Below are 23,135 nucleotides of genomic sequence, written 5' to 3' on the forward strand. Positions count from 1 at the left end.
GGTTATTATATGACACATATTCGCTTTGATTATAAAAAGGCATTATCTTTTTTTGGCGAACATGAAATTACATACTTACGTGATGCGGTAAAGGTTGCCCATCATTCATTACATGAAAAAACTGGAGCGGGAAATGATTATCTTGGTTGGATTGACCTGCCGACAGATTATGACAAAGAAGAGTTTGCACGAATTGTAAAAAGTGCAGAAAAGATCAAAAATGATTCAGACATTTTGTTAGTTGTAGGTATCGGAGGATCATACCTTGGTGCACGGGCAGCTCTTGAAATGCTAAATCACTCCTTCTATAACGCATTAACAAAGGAGCAACGAAAAACTCCTCAGGTTGTGTTTGTTGGGAATAATATCAGTTCTACTTATATGCGAGACCTAATGGACCTGTTAGAAGGAAAAGATTTCTCTATTAATGTGATATCCAAATCTGGTACGACAACTGAACCAGCATTGGCATTCCGTATCTTCCGTAAAATCTTAGAAGAAAAATACGGAAAGGAAGAAGCACGAAAACGTATCTACGCTACAACTGATAAAGCCCGTGGAGCTTTGAAAACACTCGCTACTGAAGAAGGATATGAGTCTTTTATCATTCCAGATGATGTAGGTGGACGCTATTCTGTACTCACAGCAGTAGGATTATTGCCTATAGCTGTATCAGGAGCAGATATTGAAGCAATGATGAAAGGTGCTGCAGATGCAAGCCGTGACTTCTCTACATCGGAGTTGGAAGAAAACCCAGCTTATCAATATGCAGCTGTTCGTAATGTCCTTTACAACAAAGGAAAAACGATTGAAATGTTGATCAACTATGAACCAGGACTTCAATACTTCTCCGAATGGTGGAAGCAATTATTCGGTGAAAGTGAAGGGAAAGACCAAAAGGGTATCTTCCCAGCGTCTGCCAACTTCTCAACAGACCTACATTCAATGGGTCAATATGTACAAGAAGGCCGTCGCGATCTTTTCGAAACGATTATTAAAGTGGACACTCCTCGTCATGAGTTGACAGTAGAAGAAGAAGCGGCTGATTTGGATGGCTTAAACTACCTTGCGGGAGAAACAGTTGACTTTGTTAACACGAAAGCATACGAAGGAACACTCCTTGCTCATACAGATGGTGGAGTACCGAACCTTGTGGTTAACATTCCAGCAATGGACGCATACACATTCGGCTATCTTGTTTACTTCTTTGAAAAAGCATGCGCAATGAGCGGCTATCTTCTTGGAGTAAATCCATTTGACCAGCCAGGAGTAGAAGCATACAAAGTAAACATGTTCGCACTCCTAGGCAAACCAGGTTTCGAAGAAGTCAAAGCAGAACTAGAAAAACGCTTAAAATAAGCTATAAAGCTTATATGTTGGATTATGTACACCACCGCTGTTGCTTGGAGCAAAAGGCGAAGACTCCTGAGGGAGATAGCGGTAGCTTGAGACCCCGCAACGAAGTGAGGAGGCTCAAGGCACCGTCCCGCGGAAAGCGAAGCCATTTGCGGAAAGCAACAGCGGGGTTATAACCAATCCAAATTCATAAAAGGGATAGTTCCTACGACCACCAGGTTGTAAGGAACTATCCCTTTTTCAATATGCATGAAAACCCCTCCACAGGGAAACCTACCCTTATAAAAGGAGGGATTGCTATGATTCCTATTCCTTCAAAAATCGAAGGTGCGGAGTTTCAACTGTATAAATTAGAGCAAGAACTAAAAGCCATTGGATATTCCATCGGGGGAAACTGGGACTACGACCACGGCTACTTTGACTATAAAATAGACGATGAGGTCGGCTATCAATTTTTGAGAGTCCCATTTCAATCTGTGGACGGGCAATTGGATTCACAAGGTACCACAGTGGAGCTCGGAAGACCGTTCCTGCTCTCCCACAAATACCAGATTGGAATAGATGACAACGTACACGTATGGAACAGAACGGCATCATTTGACCAGTTCTCAGAACCGGAAGATCCAGATGCCACTTTTCCAAAAGAGTTTATTGAACTCGGTCATACACTAGTACATGAATTAGAAGCAGTGCTTGGCAGAAATTAGTCTTTAATGACAAGTAAACAATCATCTGCTTGAATTAACGTGTAAAGAGGAGGATTGACCATGGTGTCTCCTCTTCTTTTTATACCTATAATGAGAATTTTCTTCTGTAGCATCTGATTGCTTAGTTTTTCAAATGTTGTTCCTACCATCTCTTTCTCCACTTCTAAATACTTTAGTTTGCTTCCCTTCAGCTGATTCAACATATTTAACAAAGTATTGGACATACCATTAGACATCATACTGTTGGTCATCACATAACTTGTAAACATATTTGTTTGGATTACTTCGTCAGCTCCAGCACGTTGAGCATTCTTGACTTGAGTAGAAGTCAAAATCTCAACGATTGTGTAAACTTCAGGATTTAACCCTTTGACAGCCAATAATGTTAACACGGAGCTCATATCCGCTTGAACTTCATCCTTACTTTGATCGGCAGAGATGACAACAAATCCAGCACTTTTCACATTGGCAGAAAGTAATGTTTGATCATTACAGGGGTTTCCTTTAATAAAATGTACGTTTTGGTCATGAAGAGGGTTTTTCTCTAGCGTTGAATCAATAAGTACAATTGATAAAGGTTTATTGCTCATGGAATTAATTTGCCTTAAAGTTTCTCTTACCCGCTCATTCCAACCAATAACGATAATATGTTCAGATCCTCGATAATCCACTTTGCCCTCCAAGTAATCATTTTGTGTTGCGATGGCACTTGCAGCCAGTGATACAAAATATGTAGTGACAAAACCTGTACCAAATAATATGAGAATAATAGCTAATGATCTCCCCGTGACAGTAACAGGAACATAATCTCCGTAACCTAAAGTAGCAGTAGTGACAATCGCCCACCATACTCCATCGAAAATGGAAGGAAATTCATCTGGTTCTATAAAATGAATAAGAAAACCGAAAGTAATATTGATGACAATTATGATGACTAATATCCTTGCTATTAAAGGCCAATGTACAAACCTAAAAATGAGGGAAGTCTGTTCCTTGATTCTATCCATCTATTGCTCATCCCCTGAAGATATAAAAGAGAGCACTTCTTTAACAATGGAATTGATTTTTTGGTTCAATGCCTCTTCCCCGTACTTTTGTTTTCCTGCTTCTATCAATTGAATGACATCATCATTAAAAGAAATAATAGGTTTATCTTCTTCAGACTCATTATAGAATTCAATAAACCTGTCTAGACTTTCATTCATCTGATCGATGGCTTCGCTCAATTGTTCTTTTTCTTCCTTCCTTATCTTCATCTCCTTCACCTCTTATTTCATTGTTGACAAAATACCTTCAAACTTAAACTTAAAAGGGATAAAATGGTTTATTATTGGAAAAATAAGTGGGAATGACATGATGAATGAATAATGTATAGGGAGTGACGAGAATGGATGAAGCACGTGCAAGACAAATACTATCCTCTTCCGCAACAATAGAGGTGACCTTTGAAGGGACAAAGGTATGGATTGATTCAGTAAGTGAGGATGGAAAGACTGCAACAGTTCATCTTCGTGGACCTGGAGAAGAGCGTACACAAGTTGCTGTTTCCGACTTAGTGGAATTAGGAGAATAACTAGAGTGGGACTCAAATTTGAGTCTCTTTTTTTAATTAAATGAAAACATATAATACGGTTGATTTCCATTCCATTCGCTTCGCTTGCCTGCGGTCCATTAGCCTCCCCGACTCCGTTGAGGCTACTGAAATAGTCATTGATTTTAGATGTTGTTAAGACACCGCTGTTGATTTCCGCAAATGGCGAAGACACCAGCGGGGGAGTAACGGTAGGTTGAGACCCCTGAAGCGCTGTGAGGAGACTCAAGCGCCGTCCCGCGGAAAGCGAAGCCATATGCGGAAAGGAACAGCGGCTGATAAGCCAGTACTACTTGTTTTTATTAACGAATGTGCTTGCTTTTGTTTGTTGTATTTAGAAGAAGGGTATCTATCTACTATCAATATGTGAGGTGATAGGAAATGACTTCTTTTAATGAAACAGCGATTATTTCTTATGTGAAATCGAGGATAGAGGAGTATTGCAAGGAAATGGAGACCACTACGGCAGGAGACATTCAACATGACATAATCCTTGGTAAAATAGAAGCGTATAACGAATTCTTGGAGCAATTTGGCTACGATAGAGTCGCTTGTTCTCTAAAATGATAGACAAAAAAGGTGGCCCCAATAGAGAAACTTGGGAACCACCTTTTTATGGATTTATTTAGACGCTGTAAGTCTATCAACGGCATTTGCAATGGCTCCGTCACCAGTTACATTACATGCTGTACCAAAACTATCTTGGGCAAGATAAAGAGCAATCATCAAGGATACCATTGTAGCATCAAACCCAAGCATTGACTGTAATAGCCCGATAGCGGCCATCACAGCTCCACCAGGTACGCCAGGAGCAGCAATCATGGTTACACCAAGCATCATGATGAAAGGGAATACAATGAGCAGAGAGTAATCCATTCCATTAATAAACATGATCGCCATCGCGCACGATACAATTGTGATGGTACTACCTGACAAATGTATATTTGCAAGCAATGGAACAGTAAAATCTGCTGTCTTTTCTTTTACCCCCATCTTCTTGGTTCGCTCGAGGGTAACTGGAATTGTTGATGCAGATGATTGTGTTCCAAGTGCGGTAAAATAAGCAGCCAGCATCGATTTAAGCATCACAAAAGGATTCTTTCGTGTCATGGCACCACTTACGGAGTATTGAAGAATTAACATAGTTACATGCAATAAGATAATCAATACAAATACTTTTGCAAACACATTGATAATCGTTTGAACTTGTCCACCGTAAGTCATGTTTGCAAAAATACCCAGAATATGGATTGGTAAAAGCGGAATGATCACTTTAGAAATGACAAGTTCAATAACACTTCTGAACTCTATCATGACAGTCTTTAACGCTTGCCCTTTTATTGCTGACATACCTAAACCTAGTGTAAATGCAATGATTAGTGCAGTCATCACTTCAAATGGTGCTGGGATTTCCAGTTCTAAGAAAGGTTTTAATAATGCTTCCTCTGGATTTTCCATTGTTCCTGTCAGGCTTGCGTTCTTTAATATAGTAGGATATAACCTACTCGTAGCAAAAAAGGCCAAGACTCCTGCTGCTATGGTAGATAGATAAGCAATGGAAGCAGTCAAACCAAGAAACTTTCCTGCTCCTTTTCCAATTTCTCCAATGCCTGGAGCAATGAATGCAATAATAATTAAAGGTATTGCAAATCCTAAAAAGTTTCCGAATATCTCGTTAAACGTAACAAATATCTTAACGAACCATTCTGGTGCAAAACTTCCAATAGTCACACCTAAAATAATGGCAAGAATAATTCTGGGTAAAAGTCCGAATTTCCTCATGATGTCAGTGTCCTCCCTGTAAATACATTTGTATATGGTTTGTGAATATTGTATTATCTTACAAAAACAAATAAAAAAAGAAAAGTACTAAATGATATATTTTTTAAAAAGTATTTTCCAGTAAACGCTTACTTCAAATATGTAAAGGTAATAGAAAGAAAAATTTTCAGGAAAATAGGTTTATAAAAAGATTAATAATGGGTACACTACTACAGAAAATCACCATCGATGCAGCAAATCTTGTATGTCTTCACCCGTAACAAAGTACACTTTTCTAATGGAAGTTACTAGCAAAACCAAATAAAACTTGATTTTTTGATATATAACCTCTATGATTAAGTTAATTGTTTTTGTTCGGTAAGGCTGATAGAAGGAATTTACTTCAATGTTTTTCGTCTTGAAAGATTATGCAGAGCAAGAATGGTAATACAATTGTGGACTGTTCCACTGTAGGAGGAAACATAATGTTAGAAGGTAAAGTAAAATGGTTCAACGCTGAAAAAGGTTTCGGATTCATCGAAGTTGAAGGACAAGACGATGTATTCGTACACTTCTCTGCTATCCAAGGCGAAGGTTTCAAATCTTTAGAAGAAGGTCAAACAGTAACTTTCGAAATCGAGCAAGGCGCTCGTGGACCTCAAGCAACTAACGTTCAAAAGTAATTTTGACATAAGTTGAGAAAAAGGCTCTCCATATGGAGGGTCTTTTTTTTATGCTTTTTTTTAAAGATAAGAGAGTAAATGATCCGAGTGATTTCATTTACCTAGGGCATTATGAAGAGGGTATTTACTCGCATTAACTGTAAAAGCACAAACGTTTCGTTCTAGTAATCTATAGCTTTGATTGGAGCAAAAGGCGAATACTCCAGCGGGGGGAAACGGTAGTTTGAGACCCCACAGCGCAGCGAGGAGGCTCAAACACCGTCCCGCGGAAAGCGAAGCTATTTGCGGAAATCAATAGCGGAGCATAACCAAGCAACTAAAAAGGAACTGGGGGGCCAGTTTTTTTACCTTTAATAGTTATTGTATTTTCCACCTCCACCATTTCATCATTTTATACACATCTTGAATAGTTCGCTACTATACTATATGGAATCTACTAATCGTTACTAGATTGAAATAGGAAACTAGCATACAGAGGGGGACACATTATGGATATAAAAGATTTGTTCAATCTAAAGAACAAGACGGCCATTGTGACTGGTGGAGGAAAGGGGCTTGGGGAACAAATGGCTAATGCCCTTGCTGAGGCGGGGGCGAACGTTGTTGTATGTTCGCGTGACCTGGCATCCTGCCAAAAAGTAAGCGAGGACTTGAAACAAAAAGGTGTGAAATCACTTGCATATGCGTGTGATGTTACAAAAGAGGAAGAAATTCAACATGTAATCGAGGAAACGGTAAGACACTTTGGAACGTTGGACATCCTTGTAAACAACAGTGGAACATCTTGGATGGCGCCAACATTAGACTTGCCGGCTGACAAGTGGGATAAAGTAATGAATGTTAATCTAAAGGGATTATTTTTATTTAGTCAAAAAGCGGCAAGAGTCATGCAAAAGCAAGGTAACGGAAAAATAATCAATATTGCATCTGTATCCGGAATGGGTGGGACAGACCCAAAACTAATGGACACCATTGCTTACAACACAAGCAAAGGAGGAGTCATTACATTTACAAAAGACCTTGCTGTAAAACTTGCTCCTTATAACATACAAGTCAATGCCATCGCACCAGGCATGTTTCCTACTAAAATTACCGAAAAAATAATAGAACACTCCGCTCCAATGTTAAAGGAACAGATCCCCGCAAAACGTTTTGGGCGTGAACACGATTTAAAGGGGGCAGTTGTTTTCTTATCCTCTCATGCATCGGATTACTGTGTGGGACACATTTTGGTGGTGGATGGAGGGATGACCTCCTTAATATGAGGTTGAATTGAAATGAAAGGGTGAATCAACCATGTTGCATTCAAGCAATAAAAAAGATGAAAGGAAAAAAAAGGTAAAGGTTAAAGCGATAAAGATGGAAAACGCATGGAATGAAGCAATAAAGGCAGGACTGAACAAAGAGTCGGTATTTCGCATTGTTGGCCTAGAAAGCGAGTTAGAAGCAGAAAAATTACGAAAGATGAGGGAACTGGTAGAAGTGCTTTCGTTGAAATATAATTTTCCTACTAAAAACGATGTTGCCAATATTGCTAGGCTGCTTATCCAAATAGAAGAAAAAATTGATCGCCTAGAGGTACAGTTACAGGAAGAGAAAACCCCCTCGGGACAAAATCAAGAAAAGAAAATAGTAAAAGTAATCTTGGAAGATATGGCCGAACGTCAAGCGATAGTATCTTCCTTGCTTGGATATGATGAAAAGATTGTCCGTTCTTCGGTCAGTGATCAAGATGAATGATTTTCAGTTGGATGCATGGAAAAAGGAAATGACTCATTACAATGAAACACCATATAAGGATGGAGTAACGGACAGACAAGCGATTTGGAGAAAGAACAAAGCCACTCTCTGGTATTACAAAACACCTTCTAAAAAATATAATGTGCCTATTTTTATCATTTATTCACTGATTAATCAGCCCTTTATCTTAGATATGTTACCTGGAGGAAGCACTATTGAAGCGCTTGTTAATAAAGGGTTTGATGTATATATGATTGATTTTGGCAAGCCGGGATTAGAGGATAGGGGCATGACCATAGATGATTACATCACAACGTATATTCAAGCTGGAGTAAGGGCTGCAATCAAACACTCCTCTGCAAAAGAGGTGACCATAATGGGCTATTGCCTTGGTGGCACACTTGCAGCTATGTATGCATCTATAGCAAAGGAACCAATAAAAAATCTGATACTGTTTGTGACTCCAGTTGATTTCAGCAACCCAAGTTATTTTGATAAATGGGTAAAAGCATTGAGGGAAGAGGATATGGACCCCGCTCGTTATATCGATGAGCTCGGAATTATTCCACCATCTTATGTTGAGGCAGGTATACGTTTGATGACATCGCCTATTTATCTTACTCCTTATTTATCTCTATTGCTGAATAGTGGTGATGAAGCCTATGTTAAGAAATGGCACCGTTTTAATACATGGACTAAAGGACATATCCCTTTAACAAGTGGTGTTGCTAAGCAAATCATCGAGGATTTCACAAAGGGAAACAAGCTTATTAATAATGAAAGTAAAATCAATGGCCAACAAGCCCAGCTATCCAATATTAAAGCAAATCTACTTGTAGTAGGGACAGAAGGAGATCGGCTTGTGCCGCTTAATCACATTTTTCCTATTATGGATGAGGTGGCAAGTGTTGATAAAACAGCACACGTATTAACAGGCGGACATACAGGGACTTCTGTTAGAAATGGTAGACTCCCAGATTATTTGGATAGTTGGTTGCATGAGCGGTCAGAACCGCTAGATTCATAAATGGGAGGGATAGATTAATGAATGTTTTACATGAGAATTCAAAATGGGACATGAGCCCCTATGTAGAATACATGGGAATTGGAGCAACTGTTTTTATTCAATTTCTTATAGGCCTAAAAGAAAAATAGTAGTAGGGAAGCTTTTTGCTTCTCTCTTTTTTATTCAAAAATGAATGTTAAGCTCGGTAAATATTGTAAAGTTTTCATAGGAGATACATTATTTTAATAAAAGGTATCTTATTTTTATGTAATTTATCAAAAAGTAGAAAAAAGCTTATGAAATAAGGGTATATTGGTTTGAAAGGAGCAGAATAGCTACATGAAAAGTGCTATTTTGAGTGGTTGTTCAATAGTGTTTAGATGTAAAATAGCTAAGCATACATAATGAATATAAGAAACATTTAGGTTCAAATAATTGAGTATAAAAGATATAATGCATATAGTACAAGTTCTAATGTGCTATTACATAGAAAATACAGGCTTGTGTGGTTATGACTATCACCTACCTTTAAACTTTCTTATATGAGGTAAGTCATGTTGATAATATGTTTCTTATATGATTGTAGTACATCCTTTAATAAGAAAAGATAAGGAGGTTGAAGATAATCGGGGTTAATTTAATACAACGTGAACGTAAATCTCTTCATGTATCTAAGGGATTTATCCTTTTTGATTCGGACCTCAAAGTAAATACAATGGATGATGGGGCGATGAATTTACTTGGACTTGGAAACTCAAATCATTTGGTAAAAGGGAAATTACTCTCTGAACTTATGAATAAAGATGCATTTAATATATTACTTAAATATACATACAGTGTAATACAAGAAGGCATTTTCGCGCAACACGAAATACAACTTTCTGAAAATCCGATTCAATGGTTTAAGGTGATTATCTACCCTATAGATGCAAGTCACTTTTCTATGCTCTTTTTAGAAATTACAAGGCAGAAAGAGTTGGAAGCAGAGCTTAGCAAACAGACTGATAATCTTAACGTGTTAAATGAATCTGCTGCCATGTTGAGTTCAATAAAGGATCCGAAAGAACTACTAGATTCCCTATTTCATAAACTATCACAAGTGTTGGACCTTGATATCTATATTAATTATAGCTGGAACAAGGAGCAGAATTGTCTTGTGTTAACAAACCATCAAGGTATTGGCAAAGAAGAAGTGGAAACTTTCAGGTATCTTGAAAAAGGATCTGCTGTGTGTGGTACGGTTGCAAAATATAACAAAAGAATGGTTTTTGAGAATGTCGATGAGTGCGAGGATCAGCTGTTAGATTTAATCCGTCCTTTAGGAATAAAAGCATATGTGTGTGAACCTTTACTATCATTTGGAGAGCTTGTTGGTACCATTTCCTTTGGTTCTAAGAAACGTTCTTCTTTTACATCAGAAGAACTTGATTTAATTCATTCTATTTGTCATCAGGTAACCATCGTTTTAGATCGAATGACAAAAGTGGACGAGTTGACTCAAAACACAGAAACATTGGAAGTGGCAAATCTGCATCTTAAAGAAAATGAGAAAAAGTTACGGCTTATCATTGAAAGAAATGAAGCAGAGAGAGAGAGTAATACCAAAACGAATTTCCTGGCAATGATCAGTCATGAGTTGAGGACGCCATTGAACTCTATTATTGGATACAGTCAAGTTTTAGAGAATGATCAAAAAGATCCTCTCACAGACAAGCAAAAAACTAGGCTGGCCAAAATATTAAGTTCCAGCAGGCATCTACTGCAACTAATCAACAACATCTTAGAGCTTATTAGAATTGATACAAAACCAGAAACAATTAAAACAAATGTAAAATCAGTTCATATAAAAGATGCTGTTTGGGATAGCTTGCATTCTGTTAGTAATAATGCAAAGGATAAAGGGATTTCTCTTCACATCGAAAAAGATGTAGAAGATATTGCCATTGAAATTGATCCTATACGTTTTCAACAAGTCATGGTCAATCTATTAAATAATGCCATTAAATATAATAAAAAGAATGGTGCTGTTACCCTCTATTGGAGAGTAGATGGCAGATATTTAGCTATCTTTGTTAAAGATTCGGGAATTGGAATCCCACAAAGACACCAAGAGAATATCTTTGAACCATTTTACAGAGTGAATCATGCCATACCAGGGATTGAAGGGACAGGCATTGGTTTGACTCTCGTAAAGCAGAATGTTTTAGAAATGAAGGGAACAGTCGGCGTTTCAAGTATAGAGGGAACAGGGAGTACCTTCTGGGTGAAGGTGCCAATATAATACATCGAAAGAAAGGGGTTTTCTTCGATTGAAACCAATAAATGTAGTCATTGTTGATGACAATCAAGATTCTCTTGAAATACTGAATTTTTTTATTGGAGATCTAACGGAATTTCAAATTGTAGATACATGTCAAAGTGGAGAACAATTGATTGATAGTGTCATGAAAAACAAGGTAGATCTTGTTATTGCGGACATAAACATGCCTGAAAAAAGCGGCTTGGATGCAATAAAAGAATGCCTTGAGTTTTACCCTAGTTTAAAGTTTATATTTGTAACAGGTTATAATGAATTTGCAGTAGAGGCATTTGCTATTTCTGCAATTGACTATATTGTAAAGCCCATGGAAAAAACTAGATTATATAAAGCTTTAGAGCGGGCAAAAGCCCAATTACTTACTGAGGTGGCGGATACAAATCAGAAAAACCATAACAAAAGGTTATCTGTTCGTTCCAATAGTTCTTTCTACTATATACCTTTCGAGGATATCATTTTCATTGAAAAGTCAGGAAAGAAATGTATCATATATACAACTAACCAATCCATTGAAACCTATGAAAATATTAGTGACATTTATAAACAATTGGATCAAAATTTTTACCGGACACATCGATCCTATATTGTGAACCTGAGGATGCTATCACATATCACACCTAAGAACGAAACGTATTTTGCCTACTTTAGTAATCATGAGAAATATGCACACATTTCCAAATTGAAAATAAATGAAGTACAAGAGCTATTGGCTCAAATCACGAAATCTTAACGCTATAGAATTTCGTGGTTTGAGTTTTCTTTTTTACAATGTAATATTTTCATAAAAATTCCAATAATGGTCCTTAAATGTAGAAACTTTACGGTTGAAATGGCAAAGTAGTGCGCCGAAAAGCAATAATGAAATGCTCAAAAGTATAAGAGAAATTGGACAAAAGGGAATATGTTTCGTTAGAATGCTAGATAAAGATACTTTGTACATCAATCTAAATGACGAATCCTTTTACTTCACATATAAATGATGGGAATTTTAAAAAGATGAGGAAGAGCTATCTTATTTAAAATAAACACAAACATACTTTGTTATGGTTAATCGAATCGTTTTGAAAATTAAATAAGTGGCAAACATCCAATTCTTAAAATAACCGTTATATGGGAGGGGTTTAAATGGATTTGTTAAGTGATGAATCTTTGATGGAAGTTTATGAAGCAGCGATAACAAATGACTTGAATGAAGAGTTCTTGAAGCTGATTCTTGATGAAATGAAGCGGAGAAAAATAGATATACCTGTATCCAACATATAACGATAACGCGATAAAACAATAGAAGAACACAGATAGAGATGTGATGATCGTAGTCAGCATCTTTTTTCTTTATGGCTCTGTTAAACACCGCTGTTGATTTCCGCACTAGGCTTCGCTTTCCTAGGGGCGTTTGGGGAGCCTCCTCGGAAAAGCGCCTGCGGGGTCTCCCCTAAAACGCTATCTCCCTTAGGAGTCTTCGCCTATTGCTCCAATCACCAGCTAGGTTGCTGCAAAAATTAACACAAAAGGAGAAACTTAGTATGTACATTGTTCATTCAACTTTTATAGTTCCACCTGAAAAAGCAGATGAAGTTATTTCTATATATCATAACAGATCTAGGATAGTAGAACAGGCGAAAGGTTTTCAGCGCTTTCTTCTTCTACAAAATGAAAACAAAGCAGGGGAGCTTACAGTTTTCATGGAATGGGATTCAAAAGAAGAATTTATCTCTTGGGTAACCAGTGAAGATTATAAAAGAATACATGAACTGGAAAAGAAATACCCAGACCAAGAGCTCGCCTCTATAATCCCAACCATTACAAAATTTAAGGTGGTGGCAACATGAACATTCCCACACAATCTTCAACCGTCCAAAAGATTAAAGCAGACATAGGTAACTTGGACGTAGAGCCTATTGTAGAAAAAGTGGTGAAAACCATTTACAATGATTTTCCTTTCCTTGAAGAAAAGTTTGGGGAAAAAGGAAGAGAAAGAACCATAGAGGACAACTTTTATCACTTTTTATATCTCAACACGGCGTACAAGCTAAATGACACTCAAACTTTCGTGGACTATGTGATGTGGCTTAATAGTGTACTCGTAAGTAGAGGCTTGAAAACAGATATGATCATCTATAACTTTGAAAAAATACAAGAAAATATGACAGGAATGTTAGATAGAGAAGTAGAAGAAAGCTTTTTTATCTATCTGGATGAAGGCATTCAGGCGCTTAAGGAATATAAGCAAGAAAGCGAATAATGCTCTGGGAAAGGCAGTGTGGACGGGCACTGTCTTTAGTAAATTCACAGGATTGTCATGAGTATGTGAAAGAGGCACGTAAGAAGTGATTTATAATAGAAGAAATCATGTTGGATAAGGAAGGCTGATAGTTAATGACAAACACTACTATGGGAAGATTCCGAATGATGGGGTTAATAGAAGGCGGATCATTGCTTGTCCTTCTTTTTATAGCAATGCCTTTGAAATATGGGTTTGACATCCCGCAAGCAGTAAGTGTAGTTGGAGCGTTACATGGCTTTTTGTTCATCACTTATGTCCTATTCATTGCATATATCACGTTAAAGATAAGATGGTCCCTAAAGTGGGCGGCAGGTGCTGTAGCTGTTGCTTTCATTCCATTTGGGAATATCGTATTTGACAACTATTTGAAGAAATCTTCTTTTGTGAACTGACTCTCTCTCGATGGGGGTCAGTTTTTTTGTAAGGAGCTAATCATGGTGTAGGTTAGTGGTCTATGGTTATTAATAGCCCGAAGCGAAACCCATGGGACTGTCTTATAGAAAAGCTAGAAACAATACCATATTCTAAATACTTGTCATTTCCCTTCTTCCATCATTCTTCGCTATAATGAGTTGTATAGATTTATCGTACTAAAGGAGTAGTTGCTTTCGTGAACGTTGGTCGGATATTATCATTCGTCGCATTTTTCTCATTATATAATATTTTGATGTTTTATCTTGGCTGGAACGGCTTAGTCTGGTTAAAAGCCATCTTCTCGTTCCAACAAGAAACTGTATATTGGTTAGGCATCACCATTTTTTCTTATGCCTATATTCTTGGCAGGTTGGTTAAACCGCTCTCCTGGTTGTCGATTGTTGGTTCAATATGGTTTGGATATATTCAGTACGGACTTCTTTTATTTCCGGTAGCTAATCTTATTGTTTGGATACTTGACATAACGGGAGTTCCAGCGCAGACTTCCATTGTAATGGTTGGGACCGTAACAGCTATCATGATTGCTTTTATTTTCATCACTGGCCTCTACAATGCATACAGCCCGGTAATCAGAAAATATGAGGTGACCATACCAAAAAAAGCCGAAATGAAAAAAATTCATATTGCGGTTGCCTCTGACATGCATTTCGGTAAGCTATCAGGCGTCGCCCATGCCAAGAGGCTTGTAAAGATGATAGATCGCATCAAGCCGGATATCATTCTGCTTCCTGGTGATATTATTGATGACGAGCCCGAACATTTTCAAAAAAAGAAAATGGGGGCTATCATGAAACAACTCGATGCGCCACTAGGTATTTTTGGGGTTCTAGGTAACCATGAATACTATGGAAGAGAGATCCCTCAGTTTCTAAAAGAGATGGAAAAGGTTGATATCCGTATTTTGATGGATGAGGTTATTCAAGTTGGAGATAGTTTTTATTTGCTAGGCAGAAAAGATAAAACAGACTCAAGAAGAAAGTCGTTCCAACAGCTGGTAAAGGATAGTGATATAGATGTTTCCTTGCCATTAATAGCAATGGATCATCAGCCTGCAGAGCTGAAAGAAGCGCAGGAATGTGGGGTTGATCTCATCGTATCGGGTCATACCCATAGAGGTCAAATGGCGCCAAACCACTTTATTACCAAAAGGCTGTTTGAGCTGGATTGGGGTTACTTGAAAAAAGGTCAGTTACATGCATTTGTTTCCTCTGGCTTCGGTTTCTGGGGGCCGCCACTTAGAATAGGAAGCAGGTCGGAAGTATTGGAAATTGTCGTAGAATTTGAAGATAGAGAAGGTTATTAACGAATGAATAGAACTTTTCAGCAATTTAATCTAGGAGAAGACATTGTCAGGGCTTTAAGTAGTCTTAACTATATAAAAGCGACAAATGTCCAAGAAGAAGTGATACCAAAAGCTCTAGAGAAGATGGATATCATTGTACAATCACAAACAGGAAGCGGGAAGACAGCTGCATTTGCCGTCCCTCTTTGTGAACTTGTCCACTGGGAAGAAAATAAGCCACAGGCCTTGGTATTGACTCCAACCAGGGAACTTGCCGCCCAGGTGAAGGATGATATAACAAACATTGGGCGCTTTAAACGAGTTAAGGCAACCGCTATTTACGGAAAACAATCTTTTCAAAGGCAAAAAATAGAATTGAAGCAAAAGTCTCATATAGTGGTGGGTACACCTGGACGGGTGCTGGACCATCTTGAAAAGGGTACGCTTGAAGTGAATAGACTCAAGTATCTTGTCATTGATGAGGCGGACGAAATGTTAAATATGGGCTTTATTGATCAAGTAGAAGCAATCATTCAAAAGCTACCTAAGGATAGGGTAACCATGTTATTTTCAGCCACCTTGCCCCAAGATATTAAACAACTATCGAATCGATATATGACAGAACCTGCATTTGTTGAAATAAAAAGAAGTGGTTTGACGACAAATCGAATAAAGCATGTCTGGTATGAGGTGGAGGAAGGGGAGAAATTTCTTTTACTGAAAGACATTACAGTAGTGGAAAACCCTGATAGCTGTATCGTTTTTTGCGCAACGCAAGAAGAAGTGGAGAGGGTTTACCGTAAACTTCATCGCAGTGGGTATCCTTGCGGAAAGTTGCATGGAGGCATGGTACAGGAAGACCGTTTTTCTGTAATGAATGCTTTCAAACGAGGAGAATTCCGATATCTGATCGCAACGGATGTGGCGTCAAGAGGTATTGACATTGAAGATATAAGCTTAGTCATCAATTATGATATTCCTTCTGATAAGGAACGATATGTACATCGTATCGGACGAACAGCAAGAGCTGGAAAATCTGGTAAAGCCATTACGCTTATTTCAAATGACGAAAATCATCAATTAGAAGAAATAGAGAATTATATTGGATATAAGATTTTAAAAAGTGAAGTTCCTAATAGAGATACTATATCCCGAGCTGAAAATTCTTTTTTAGAGAAGATGAAAAATAAACCAACAAAGAAAGAAGAAAAAGGCGCTAAATTAGCGAGGAATATTATGAAACTCTATTTTAATGGCGGTAAGAAAAAGAAAATTAGAGCGGTGGACTTCGTTGGGACCATTTGCCAAATAGATGGTATGACACCAGAAGATATAGGGATTATTTCTATTCAGGAGAATCAGACGTATATTGATATCTTAAATGGAAAGGGACCTTTAGTATTAAAAGAAATGAAAAACCGCACCGTTAAAGGCAAACAACTGAAAGTGCATGAGGCACGAAACTAATAGAGCTCGCCAATTCCTATTGGGATTTGGCGAGCTTTTATTTTTATTATTGGATCTGTTAAAGTATACTGTTGATTTTTGGACCAACCTAGCTGTTGATTGGAGCAAAGGGCGAAGACTCCTGCGGGGGAGTAGCGACAATGTTGAGACCCCGCAGGGCGCAGCCCGAGGAGGCTCAAGGTGCCCCGCGGAAAGCGAAGCCTAGTGCGGAAATCAACAGCGGTGTATAACAGAGCGTTATTATTAGAAAAAGAACAAATGAGCCATTAGTGCTGCAACAGGCAATGTAATGATGGTTCTTTGCAAGAAGATGATGAACAGTTCCCATATGGATAGAGGAATTTTTGATTTTATTAAAAGAATGCCAATCTCTGACATGTAAATCAATTGAGTCAATGACATAACGGCAATAACAAATCTCGTAAGCTCAGACTCTATCCCACTTCCAATAACTGCTGGAAGAAACATATCCGCAAACCCTACAATCATGGCTGGTGCTGCAGCCTGGGCTTCTGGAATTTGCAACAGTTGAAGAAACGGGATGAATGGATAAGATAGAATGTTGAAGACTTCCGTAAATTCTGCCACCACCAAGGCAATTGTTCCTAAAGCCATCACAAGTGGAATGAGTGCCATCCAAATATCCACTACATTATAAATCCCTTTTTTTACAATTTGATTTATACTCTTCACTTGCCCCGCTTTATCTACGGCCTGCTGCAGTCCCCATTGAAAGCTCGACAATCCTCTTGGAACATTTTCATCTATTTTCTGGCCAACAGGCTCGTAATATGTATCTTTTTTACGAGAAAGAGGGGGAATTCTTGGGCATATAACTGCTGCGATAATTCCAGTAACGACTACTGTAAAGTAGAAGGGTACAAACATATGATCAATTCCAATAAACTTGGCTATAACTAGACTAAAAGCAATGGAAGCAATGGAAAAGTTGGTTGCTACAACAGCTGCTTCCCTTTTCGTATAATAGCCGGATTCATATTGTTGCGTGGTTAACAACACCCCGACGGTCCCGCTTCCCATCCAAGAAGCCATTGCATCAATAGACGAACGACCAGGTAGCTTAAAGAGAGGATGCATTACTTTTCTAACCAATGTACCAACGAAGTCCATTAAACCGAACTCTAACAGAAGTGGCATGAAGAGACTTGCAAAAAGAAACCATACAGTTAGAACTGGGATAAGGTCATATAAGACAATGCCACCTGTAAATTCTGATGTAATCATTTCTGGTCCAAATTTCGTTAACGTCATAACAGCGAATGCCGCACCTAATACGCGCAGTGCAAGCCATATACTTCCTACGTTCAAAAGGGAGTCTAGAAAGCTATCCTTTTTTATGAATGGTAAGGGAATAAACCTCACTACCAAACTGCTAATAGCTGAAACAACTAATACAATTGCCATGAAGGAAGGAATAACCCCACCAAAAGTAGTCAAAACCAAGTCAGCCATTATTCCAAGACCAATGGTTACATTTCCGTTGAATGAAACCGGAATTAGGAAAAGAAGTATACCAATTAAAGAAGGAATGGCGAATTTCAAGATTTGTAAAGTTGAATAGGTTGGGGCATCTGTTTGTTTGGAGTAGGTAGTTTGTTTGGCGGATTGAGTACGCATACGTTTTGTCTCCTTTTTTAATTATTAAGATAGTATAATATAAATAAAAATAACACTATGCGTATATTTATACAACCCTATCTTTTCAAATAGGTTCTCTTTTCGGATATTCATCGGTTTCTTGGAATATGTTAAACCGAGGGTAAGTGAAAGGAGGGATTGCATGTTGTCTAGAAACCAGAAGCAAACAGCTTATAACTTGACCAAATATAAGGATGCGCTCCCCGTTCCACCAGTTTTAAAGCACCTATATAAAGGGGAAGATTATACATATTACGAGGTATGTATGAAGGAATGCAAGGTTTCGGTGCATAGTGAATTGCCCGAGACGGTTATGTGGGGCTATGAAGGGATATTCCCAGGACCGACCATTCAAGTGCAGAGTGGGGAAAGGGTGTATATCAAGTGGAAGAATCAATTGCCACCTGTGCATCTTTTGCCAATAGATTTTACCGTCCATGGTGCTCATCGTGACGTCCCCGAGGTAAGGACAGTAGTTCATGTGCACGGGGCGGTTGTAGAACCGGAGAGTGATGGGTACCCTGATGCCTGGTTTACAAATGGATATCAACAGGTGGGAGAGAAGTTTGTAAAACAAGTCTATCAATATGACAACTATATGGATGCTTGTACCCTTTGGTACCACGACCATGCACTTGGAATTACCAGGTTAAACATATATGCAGGCCTCGCCGGCTTCTTTTTAGTAAGAAGTAAACGAGAACAATCATTGAATCTGCCAGCAGGAGAATATGATATTCCATTATTGATACAGGATCGGACATTTAATCAAGATGGATCGCTTTATTATCCCAAACAGCCAGAAGAACCAGTGCCAGGACTTGTAACGTCCATTGTGCCTGAGTTCTTCGGAGAAACAATATTGGTTAATGGAAAAGTATGGCCTTATTTGGAGGTGGAACCTAGAAAATATCGATTCCGAATGCTGAACGGCTCAAACAGTAGATTCTATAGATTAAAGCTTGATAGAGATCAACTTATGTTTCAGATAGGGACAGATAGAGGACTTTTGCCTCAACCGATAGGAATAAAGGAAATTATTCTAGCACCTGCTGAAAGGGCGGATATTATCATCGATTTCTCTAATTTGGAAGGGAGGAAAATTTCATTAATAAATGGCGCACCTGCTCCTTTCCCAAGTGGAGAGGCTAAAAATGAAGTAAGGGATGTCATGCAGTTCAGGGTAATCTCCAAAGCTATGTATATTGATACCAGCAGCATTCCTGCAGAATTGGAACAACTACCTATTTTGTCTGAAAAGAGTGTGGTAAGAAAAAGGTTATTAACGCTTGATCACTTGAAGGATGAGTATGGAAGAGAGCTCATGTTGCTAGATAATAAAGGTTGGGATGCGCCTATTTCTGAAAATCCTAGACTTGGAACGACTGAAATCTGGTATCTTATTAACCTTACACCAGACACCCACCCCATCCATATTCATTTAATAGATTTTCAGATACTTGACCGACGAGAGTTTAATGTAGAGAAATACAACAATGAACAAGTGATTGAATACCTAGGGCCTAGTCTCTTACCAGAACCACAGGAAAGGGGGAGAAAGGACACCGTAAGGGCAAATCCTAATGAGATTACAAGATTAATCATGCAATTTGGTCCTTATTCAGGACTTTATGTATGGCACTGTCATATGCTGGAACATGAAGATTATGAAATGATGCGGCCGTATATAGTGATAAGGTAACCGAGAAGATAGGCGGAATACTTGATGGGAGAAAATACGAAACAATTTGTTGGTGTCTGGACTCAGGCAATAGGTACGGTTATTGCAGCGATTGGCAGTACCCCGTCCGTACCCATCCATGAGCAGGGGAGAACAGGGTTAAGTTTGGTCGGGAATGTCCTTCAAGCAGGAGGAAACGGTCTTGAAGCGGACTCACAAAAAGAACTGACTTATGGAAAATTAGGGAATATAATACAAGCAACAGGTAATATAACGGTCAGCACCGGCTTGGCCATTGATTTTGCAGGAGAAACAGAAGAAAGGCTTGTCATTAGTGGAGATTTAATACAAGCATTGGGAGCAATAACTGCATTAGGCAGTGTCAGCCAACCATACATGGTAGTTGGTAATTTCCTTCAAGCAATTGGAAACTCGTTGCAAGCAGTAGGAGGTAGTCGAGAGTTAAGAGAGGAAACTCATAAGTCTAAGCAAAATGAGCAAAGTAATGAAGCTGTCATTGCACTCGGAAGCTGGATGCAAGCACTTGGTACCATCATTCTTGCACTTGGTTTGACTTATGAACGGATAGAATAATCCCCCGATATTTCCCATATCGGGGGATGTATCATGTTATACGCCGATGCTTTCGGCTATATTTGACTGCCTTAAATAATCTGCCAGAAGTTGAGGAGTTGTTAAATAGACAAGCCCATTACCTTCTAAGCTTTTAGGATAGCCGAGGGGGATGGTCCTTTTAATTAGTTGTGCATAAAGTTCCGCCTCGGTGAGTGTTCGGCTGAAATCATTTTCCGAAAGCTTTTTAATTAAAGCGAGCGCTCCGGCGACATGTGGGGCTGACATGGAAGTACCACTGAATACGGCATATCTTCCCCCTGGTATTGTAGAGATAATTTTCTCGCCAGGTGCTACAAGATCAATTTCGTTATTCGAGTTAGTAAAATAAGAGGATTTACGTTGAAGATTAATAGAACCGACAGAAATCACTTCCTGGTAGGCAGCTGGATAAGAGAATTCTTCTGTATATTGATTCCCATCCCCTTCATTACCAGCAGCGCAAACGACGAGGATGTTATGGTCGATTGCTGCTTTAATAGAATCGTGAAGTTCTGGGACATCTATTGGGCCACCAAGTGACATCGATATTACATCTACATTCTGGGTAACGGCGTAGTTTATTGCGTTAATAATCCATTCATATTCTCCAGAACCATTTTTACCGCCAAGAGCTTTAAGGATTAGTAGTTTAGCTTCAGGAGCTACTCCAACTACACCTGAACCAGGGTTTATCGCAGCAATGGTCCCTGCAACATGTGTGCCATGACCGTTATAATCTTTGAAATTATCTGGATCTCCATTATCGTCCTCTGTGAAGTTTTTCCCTCCTATGATCCTTCCTGCAAGGTCAGGGTGCTGTACATCACATCCGGTATCAATAACCGCAACGACGATACCTTCTCCTTTATACCCATTTTGCCAAATAGCAGGTGCTTGAATTAATTCAACGCCTTCTGGGATTTGTTGGGTCTCAAATAACTGGTTTTCAAACTTGTAAGGAATTAAATGAACTAATTTTTCTTTTTGCATACAAAAACGCCTCCTAATCATTATTTTCAAACAAATGTGAAAAAGAAAGAAGGTGTTGCGTGTTGCAGTGTTACTTTCTGAAGATTCTATCAATAATCCTGTAAAAATTCAAGGGGCTAATAGTCTAGTGAAGGATGGTAAACCGCAAAATGGGAACGGTTCTAATAGGTCTTATCTTCTCTAAGCCCCAAGTCTTAACTCAAAATATGGCTGAAGCTCATTATACGAAACCTTTAACGAAGGTAAGATAAAGATATAGAAGGGAGGAACAACGAATGAAAAAATTTGGATTGTTTATAGTAGGTGTCATTGCATTCTTTGTTTTGCTTGCAAACATTGGTCCACTTTTAGGGTTGGCTGTTAGTTTGGTAGTCACTTATTATGCGGTAAAAGAATTCATAAAAACGGATTCTACTGGCACGAAAATTCTATGGGGGATCATTGCTTTTATTGCCATCGCATTTTCAATAGCAAATGTACCCGCCGTATTAGCAGTAGTGGCAGCATATATCTTATATATTGTTTATAAGAATTGGAACAAAGAGAAAGAAAACAACACCATCATTGAAACTGGCGACCCGTTCACTAATTTCGAGAAACAGTGGAATTCATTGAACAAATAAATTAAAGGAGAGGAATGTTATCATGACTAACTTATTTTCAAGAATTAAACAGACGATTTCTGCAGATTTCCACGAGGCTTTGGATAAAAAGGAGCAGAAAAATCCAATCACTATGTTGAATCAGTATTTACGTGATTGTGAAAAAGAAGTAGAAAAAGTGCGCAAGCTAGTAGAACGTCAGAATTTACTTAAAGAAGAATTTGTAAGGGAATATCAAGAGGCAAGAATTCTAGCGGAAAAACGAATTTCCCAAGCGGGCATTGCCCAAAAGGCTGGTGAAACTGAACTAGAGGCATTTGCAAAACGCGAGCATCAACAATACGAGGAACGCGCAAACAACTTGAAGCTTTCTTTAGATAAGGTTTCGGCGGATCTGACATCTCTAGAGCAAAAATATGAAGAAATGAAGCACCGACTTAAGGATATGTATATCAAGCGGATGGAATTAATGGGAAGGGAGAATGTTGCCCGTGCCACACATCGAATGAATCAGGTGGTGGATTCTAGCAAAGCAGAGTATTCCTACACAAAATTTAATGAAATGGAATCTTACTTAAATCGTTTGGAGCACAAAGTAAATTCCGACTATCACCGCAATACTATTGATGCACGTATTGCCCAGCTAGAAAAAGAAATTCCTCAAACAGAGGAGAAAACTCATTCTCTTTCACAATGAAAACTGCTATTCTAAAAAGGCGTACATTTGCGCCTTTTTAGGTAGGATGTTTAAAAGTTTGGCTCTGTTAAAGCATACTGTTGATTTTTTCAGCAACCTAGCTATTGATTGGAGCAATAGGCGAAGACTCCTCGAAAATGCTACGCATTTTCTTCGTGCGATGTATCGCTGTCGAAGCCTTCCTTGTCCTAAGGGAGATAGCGTTTAGGGGAGACCCCGCAGGCGTTTTTCCGAGGAGGCTCCCCAAACGCCCCTAGGAAAG

At 38.6% G+C, this 23,135-nt stretch carries 25 protein-coding genes; 20 read left to right on the forward strand and 5 right to left on the reverse strand.

Annotated features, from left to right (window positions below; all coding sequences use genetic code 11):
• Nucleotides 1-9: 9 nt before the first annotated feature.
• Together HC179_RS10020 and HC179_RS10025 are read left to right on the forward strand one after the other, a co-directional pair.
• Nucleotides 10-1,359, forward strand: a complete 1,350-nt coding sequence (locus tag HC179_RS10020) for a glucose-6-phosphate isomerase (protein ID WP_088019341.1) — start codon at nt 10-12, stop codon at nt 1,357-1,359.
• A gap of 296 nt (nt 1,360-1,655) precedes the next feature.
• Entirely contained in the window at nt 1,656-2,063 is a 408-nt protein-coding gene (locus HC179_RS10025; protein ID WP_168864208.1) for a YugN-like family protein, read from the forward strand.
• Here the strand turns inward: HC179_RS10025 and HC179_RS10030 are convergent.
• Both HC179_RS10030 and HC179_RS10035 read right to left on the reverse strand, forming a co-directional pair.
• Complete coding sequence (locus HC179_RS10030) at nt 2,060-3,070, reverse strand: potassium channel family protein (protein ID WP_168864209.1); 1,011 nt, start codon at nt 3,068-3,070, stop codon at nt 2,060-2,062. The genes HC179_RS10025 and HC179_RS10030 overlap by 4 nt on opposite strands.
• The gene (locus tag HC179_RS10035; RefSeq protein WP_168864210.1) at nt 3,071-3,319 is read right to left on the reverse strand and encodes an atypical membrane-integrating protein (Mistic protein); all 249 of its coding nucleotides are present in this window, start codon (nt 3,317-3,319) and stop codon (nt 3,071-3,073) included. It lies immediately after the preceding gene.
• Nucleotides 3,320-3,450: 131 nt separating this feature from the next.
• On the opposite strand from HC179_RS10035, the gene HC179_RS10040 reads away from it, so the two are divergent.
• Together HC179_RS10040 and HC179_RS10045 are read left to right on the forward strand one after the other, a co-directional pair.
• Nucleotides 3,451-3,636 carry an H-type small acid-soluble spore protein gene (locus tag HC179_RS10040; RefSeq protein WP_148989290.1) on the forward strand — a complete coding sequence of 62 codons (186 nt, stop codon included), beginning with the start codon at nt 3,451-3,453 and terminating at the stop codon, nt 3,634-3,636.
• A gap of 399 nt (nt 3,637-4,035) precedes the next feature.
• Nucleotides 4,036-4,221: a hypothetical protein gene (locus HC179_RS10045; protein ID WP_168864211.1), complete on the forward strand. Its 186-nt coding sequence runs from the start codon at nt 4,036-4,038 to the stop codon at nt 4,219-4,221.
• Nucleotides 4,222-4,275: 54 nt separating this feature from the next.
• Here the strand turns inward: HC179_RS10045 and HC179_RS10050 are convergent, their stop codons facing one another.
• Nucleotides 4,276-5,436, reverse strand: a complete 1,161-nt coding sequence (locus tag HC179_RS10050; protein WP_168864212.1) for a dicarboxylate/amino acid:cation symporter — start codon at nt 5,434-5,436, stop codon at nt 4,276-4,278.
• A 464-nt stretch (nt 5,437-5,900) separates the two neighbouring features.
• On the opposite strand from HC179_RS10050, the gene HC179_RS10055 reads away from it, so the two are divergent.
• The 12 genes from HC179_RS10055 to HC179_RS10110 all read left to right on the forward strand — a co-directional run bounded on the left by HC179_RS10055 (nt 5,901) and on the right by HC179_RS10110 (nt 16,629).
• Nucleotides 5,901-6,098, forward strand: a complete 198-nt coding sequence (locus HC179_RS10055) for a cold-shock protein (protein ID WP_060665583.1) — start codon at nt 5,901-5,903, stop codon at nt 6,096-6,098.
• 488 nt (nt 6,099-6,586) lie between these two features.
• A complete protein-coding gene (locus tag HC179_RS10060) occupies nt 6,587-7,363 on the forward strand; it encodes an SDR family oxidoreductase (RefSeq protein WP_168864213.1) in 777 nt (258 codons plus the stop codon).
• A gap of 31 nt (nt 7,364-7,394) precedes the next feature.
• Nucleotides 7,395-7,838: a hypothetical protein gene (locus HC179_RS10065; protein WP_168864214.1), complete on the forward strand. Its 444-nt coding sequence runs from the start codon at nt 7,395-7,397 to the stop codon at nt 7,836-7,838.
• On the forward strand, nt 7,831-8,865 hold the full coding sequence (locus tag HC179_RS10070; protein WP_168864215.1) for an alpha/beta fold hydrolase: 1,035 nt from the start codon (nt 7,831-7,833) through the stop codon (nt 8,863-8,865). Before HC179_RS10065 ends, HC179_RS10070 begins: the two co-directional genes overlap by 8 nt.
• A gap of 595 nt (nt 8,866-9,460) precedes the next feature.
• Nucleotides 9,461-11,125 (forward strand): sensor histidine kinase, encoded by a 1,665-nt coding sequence (locus HC179_RS10075; RefSeq protein ID WP_205825285.1) that lies wholly within the window; start codon nt 9,461-9,463, stop codon nt 11,123-11,125.
• 28 nt (nt 11,126-11,153) lie between these two features.
• Nucleotides 11,154-11,891, forward strand: coding sequence for a LytR/AlgR family response regulator transcription factor (locus HC179_RS10080; RefSeq protein WP_168864216.1), 738 nt, complete (start codon nt 11,154-11,156; stop codon nt 11,889-11,891).
• 395 nt (nt 11,892-12,286) lie between these two features.
• Entirely contained in the window at nt 12,287-12,424 is a 138-nt protein-coding gene (gene sda, locus HC179_RS10085; RefSeq protein ID WP_168864217.1) for a sporulation histidine kinase inhibitor Sda, read from the forward strand.
• A 260-nt stretch (nt 12,425-12,684) separates the two neighbouring features.
• On the forward strand, nt 12,685-12,990 hold the full coding sequence (locus tag HC179_RS10090; RefSeq protein WP_168864218.1) for an antibiotic biosynthesis monooxygenase family protein: 306 nt from the start codon (nt 12,685-12,687) through the stop codon (nt 12,988-12,990).
• A complete protein-coding gene (locus HC179_RS10095) occupies nt 12,987-13,403 on the forward strand; it encodes a hypothetical protein (protein ID WP_205825286.1) in 417 nt (138 codons plus the stop codon). Before HC179_RS10090 ends, HC179_RS10095 begins: the two co-directional genes overlap by 4 nt.
• Nucleotides 13,404-13,537: 134 nt before the next feature.
• Complete coding sequence (locus HC179_RS10100) at nt 13,538-13,837, forward strand: DUF3817 domain-containing protein (protein WP_168864219.1); 300 nt, start codon at nt 13,538-13,540, stop codon at nt 13,835-13,837.
• 275 nt (nt 13,838-14,112) lie between these two features.
• The gene (locus HC179_RS10105) at nt 14,113-15,183 is read left to right on the forward strand and encodes a metallophosphoesterase (protein WP_168864250.1); all 1,071 of its coding nucleotides are present in this window, start codon (nt 14,113-14,115) and stop codon (nt 15,181-15,183) included.
• A gap of 3 nt (nt 15,184-15,186) precedes the next feature.
• Nucleotides 15,187-16,629, forward strand: coding sequence for a DEAD/DEAH box helicase (locus HC179_RS10110; protein ID WP_168864220.1), 1,443 nt, complete (start codon nt 15,187-15,189; stop codon nt 16,627-16,629).
• Between the two features lie 243 nt (nt 16,630-16,872).
• On the opposite strand, the gene HC179_RS10115 is transcribed toward HC179_RS10110, so the two are convergent.
• On the reverse strand, nt 16,873-18,267 hold the full coding sequence (locus HC179_RS10115; protein WP_168864221.1) for a YjiH family protein: 1,395 nt from the start codon (nt 18,265-18,267) through the stop codon (nt 16,873-16,875).
• A 163-nt stretch (nt 18,268-18,430) separates the two neighbouring features.
• On the opposite strand from HC179_RS10115, the gene HC179_RS10120 reads away from it, so the two are divergent.
• Nucleotides 18,431-19,990: a multicopper oxidase family protein gene (locus HC179_RS10120; protein ID WP_168864222.1), complete on the forward strand. Its 1,560-nt coding sequence runs from the start codon at nt 18,431-18,433 to the stop codon at nt 19,988-19,990.
• A gap of 24 nt (nt 19,991-20,014) precedes the next feature.
• Nucleotides 20,015-20,563, forward strand: coding sequence for a DUF6944 family repetitive protein (locus HC179_RS10125; RefSeq protein ID WP_168864223.1), 549 nt, complete (start codon nt 20,015-20,017; stop codon nt 20,561-20,563).
• 36 nt (nt 20,564-20,599) lie between these two features.
• On the opposite strand, the gene HC179_RS10130 is transcribed toward HC179_RS10125, so the two are convergent.
• Complete coding sequence (locus tag HC179_RS10130; RefSeq protein WP_168864224.1) at nt 20,600-21,574, reverse strand: S8 family peptidase; 975 nt, start codon at nt 21,572-21,574, stop codon at nt 20,600-20,602.
• A 275-nt stretch (nt 21,575-21,849) separates the two neighbouring features.
• Between HC179_RS10130 and HC179_RS10135 the strand changes: the two genes are divergently transcribed.
• Together HC179_RS10135 and HC179_RS10140 are read left to right on the forward strand one after the other, a co-directional pair.
• Entirely contained in the window at nt 21,850-22,197 is a 348-nt protein-coding gene (locus tag HC179_RS10135; RefSeq protein WP_168864225.1) for a lmo0954 family membrane protein, read from the forward strand.
• A 22-nt stretch (nt 22,198-22,219) separates the two neighbouring features.
• Complete coding sequence (locus tag HC179_RS10140) at nt 22,220-22,873, forward strand: PspA/IM30 family protein (RefSeq protein WP_168864226.1); 654 nt, start codon at nt 22,220-22,222, stop codon at nt 22,871-22,873.
• Nucleotides 22,874-23,135 lie beyond the last annotated feature (262 nt).

It is taken from the genome of Bacillus sp. RO1 (assembly GCF_012524115.1).
Classification (GTDB): Bacteria; Bacillota; Bacilli; order Bacillales; family Bacillaceae_I; genus Sutcliffiella_A.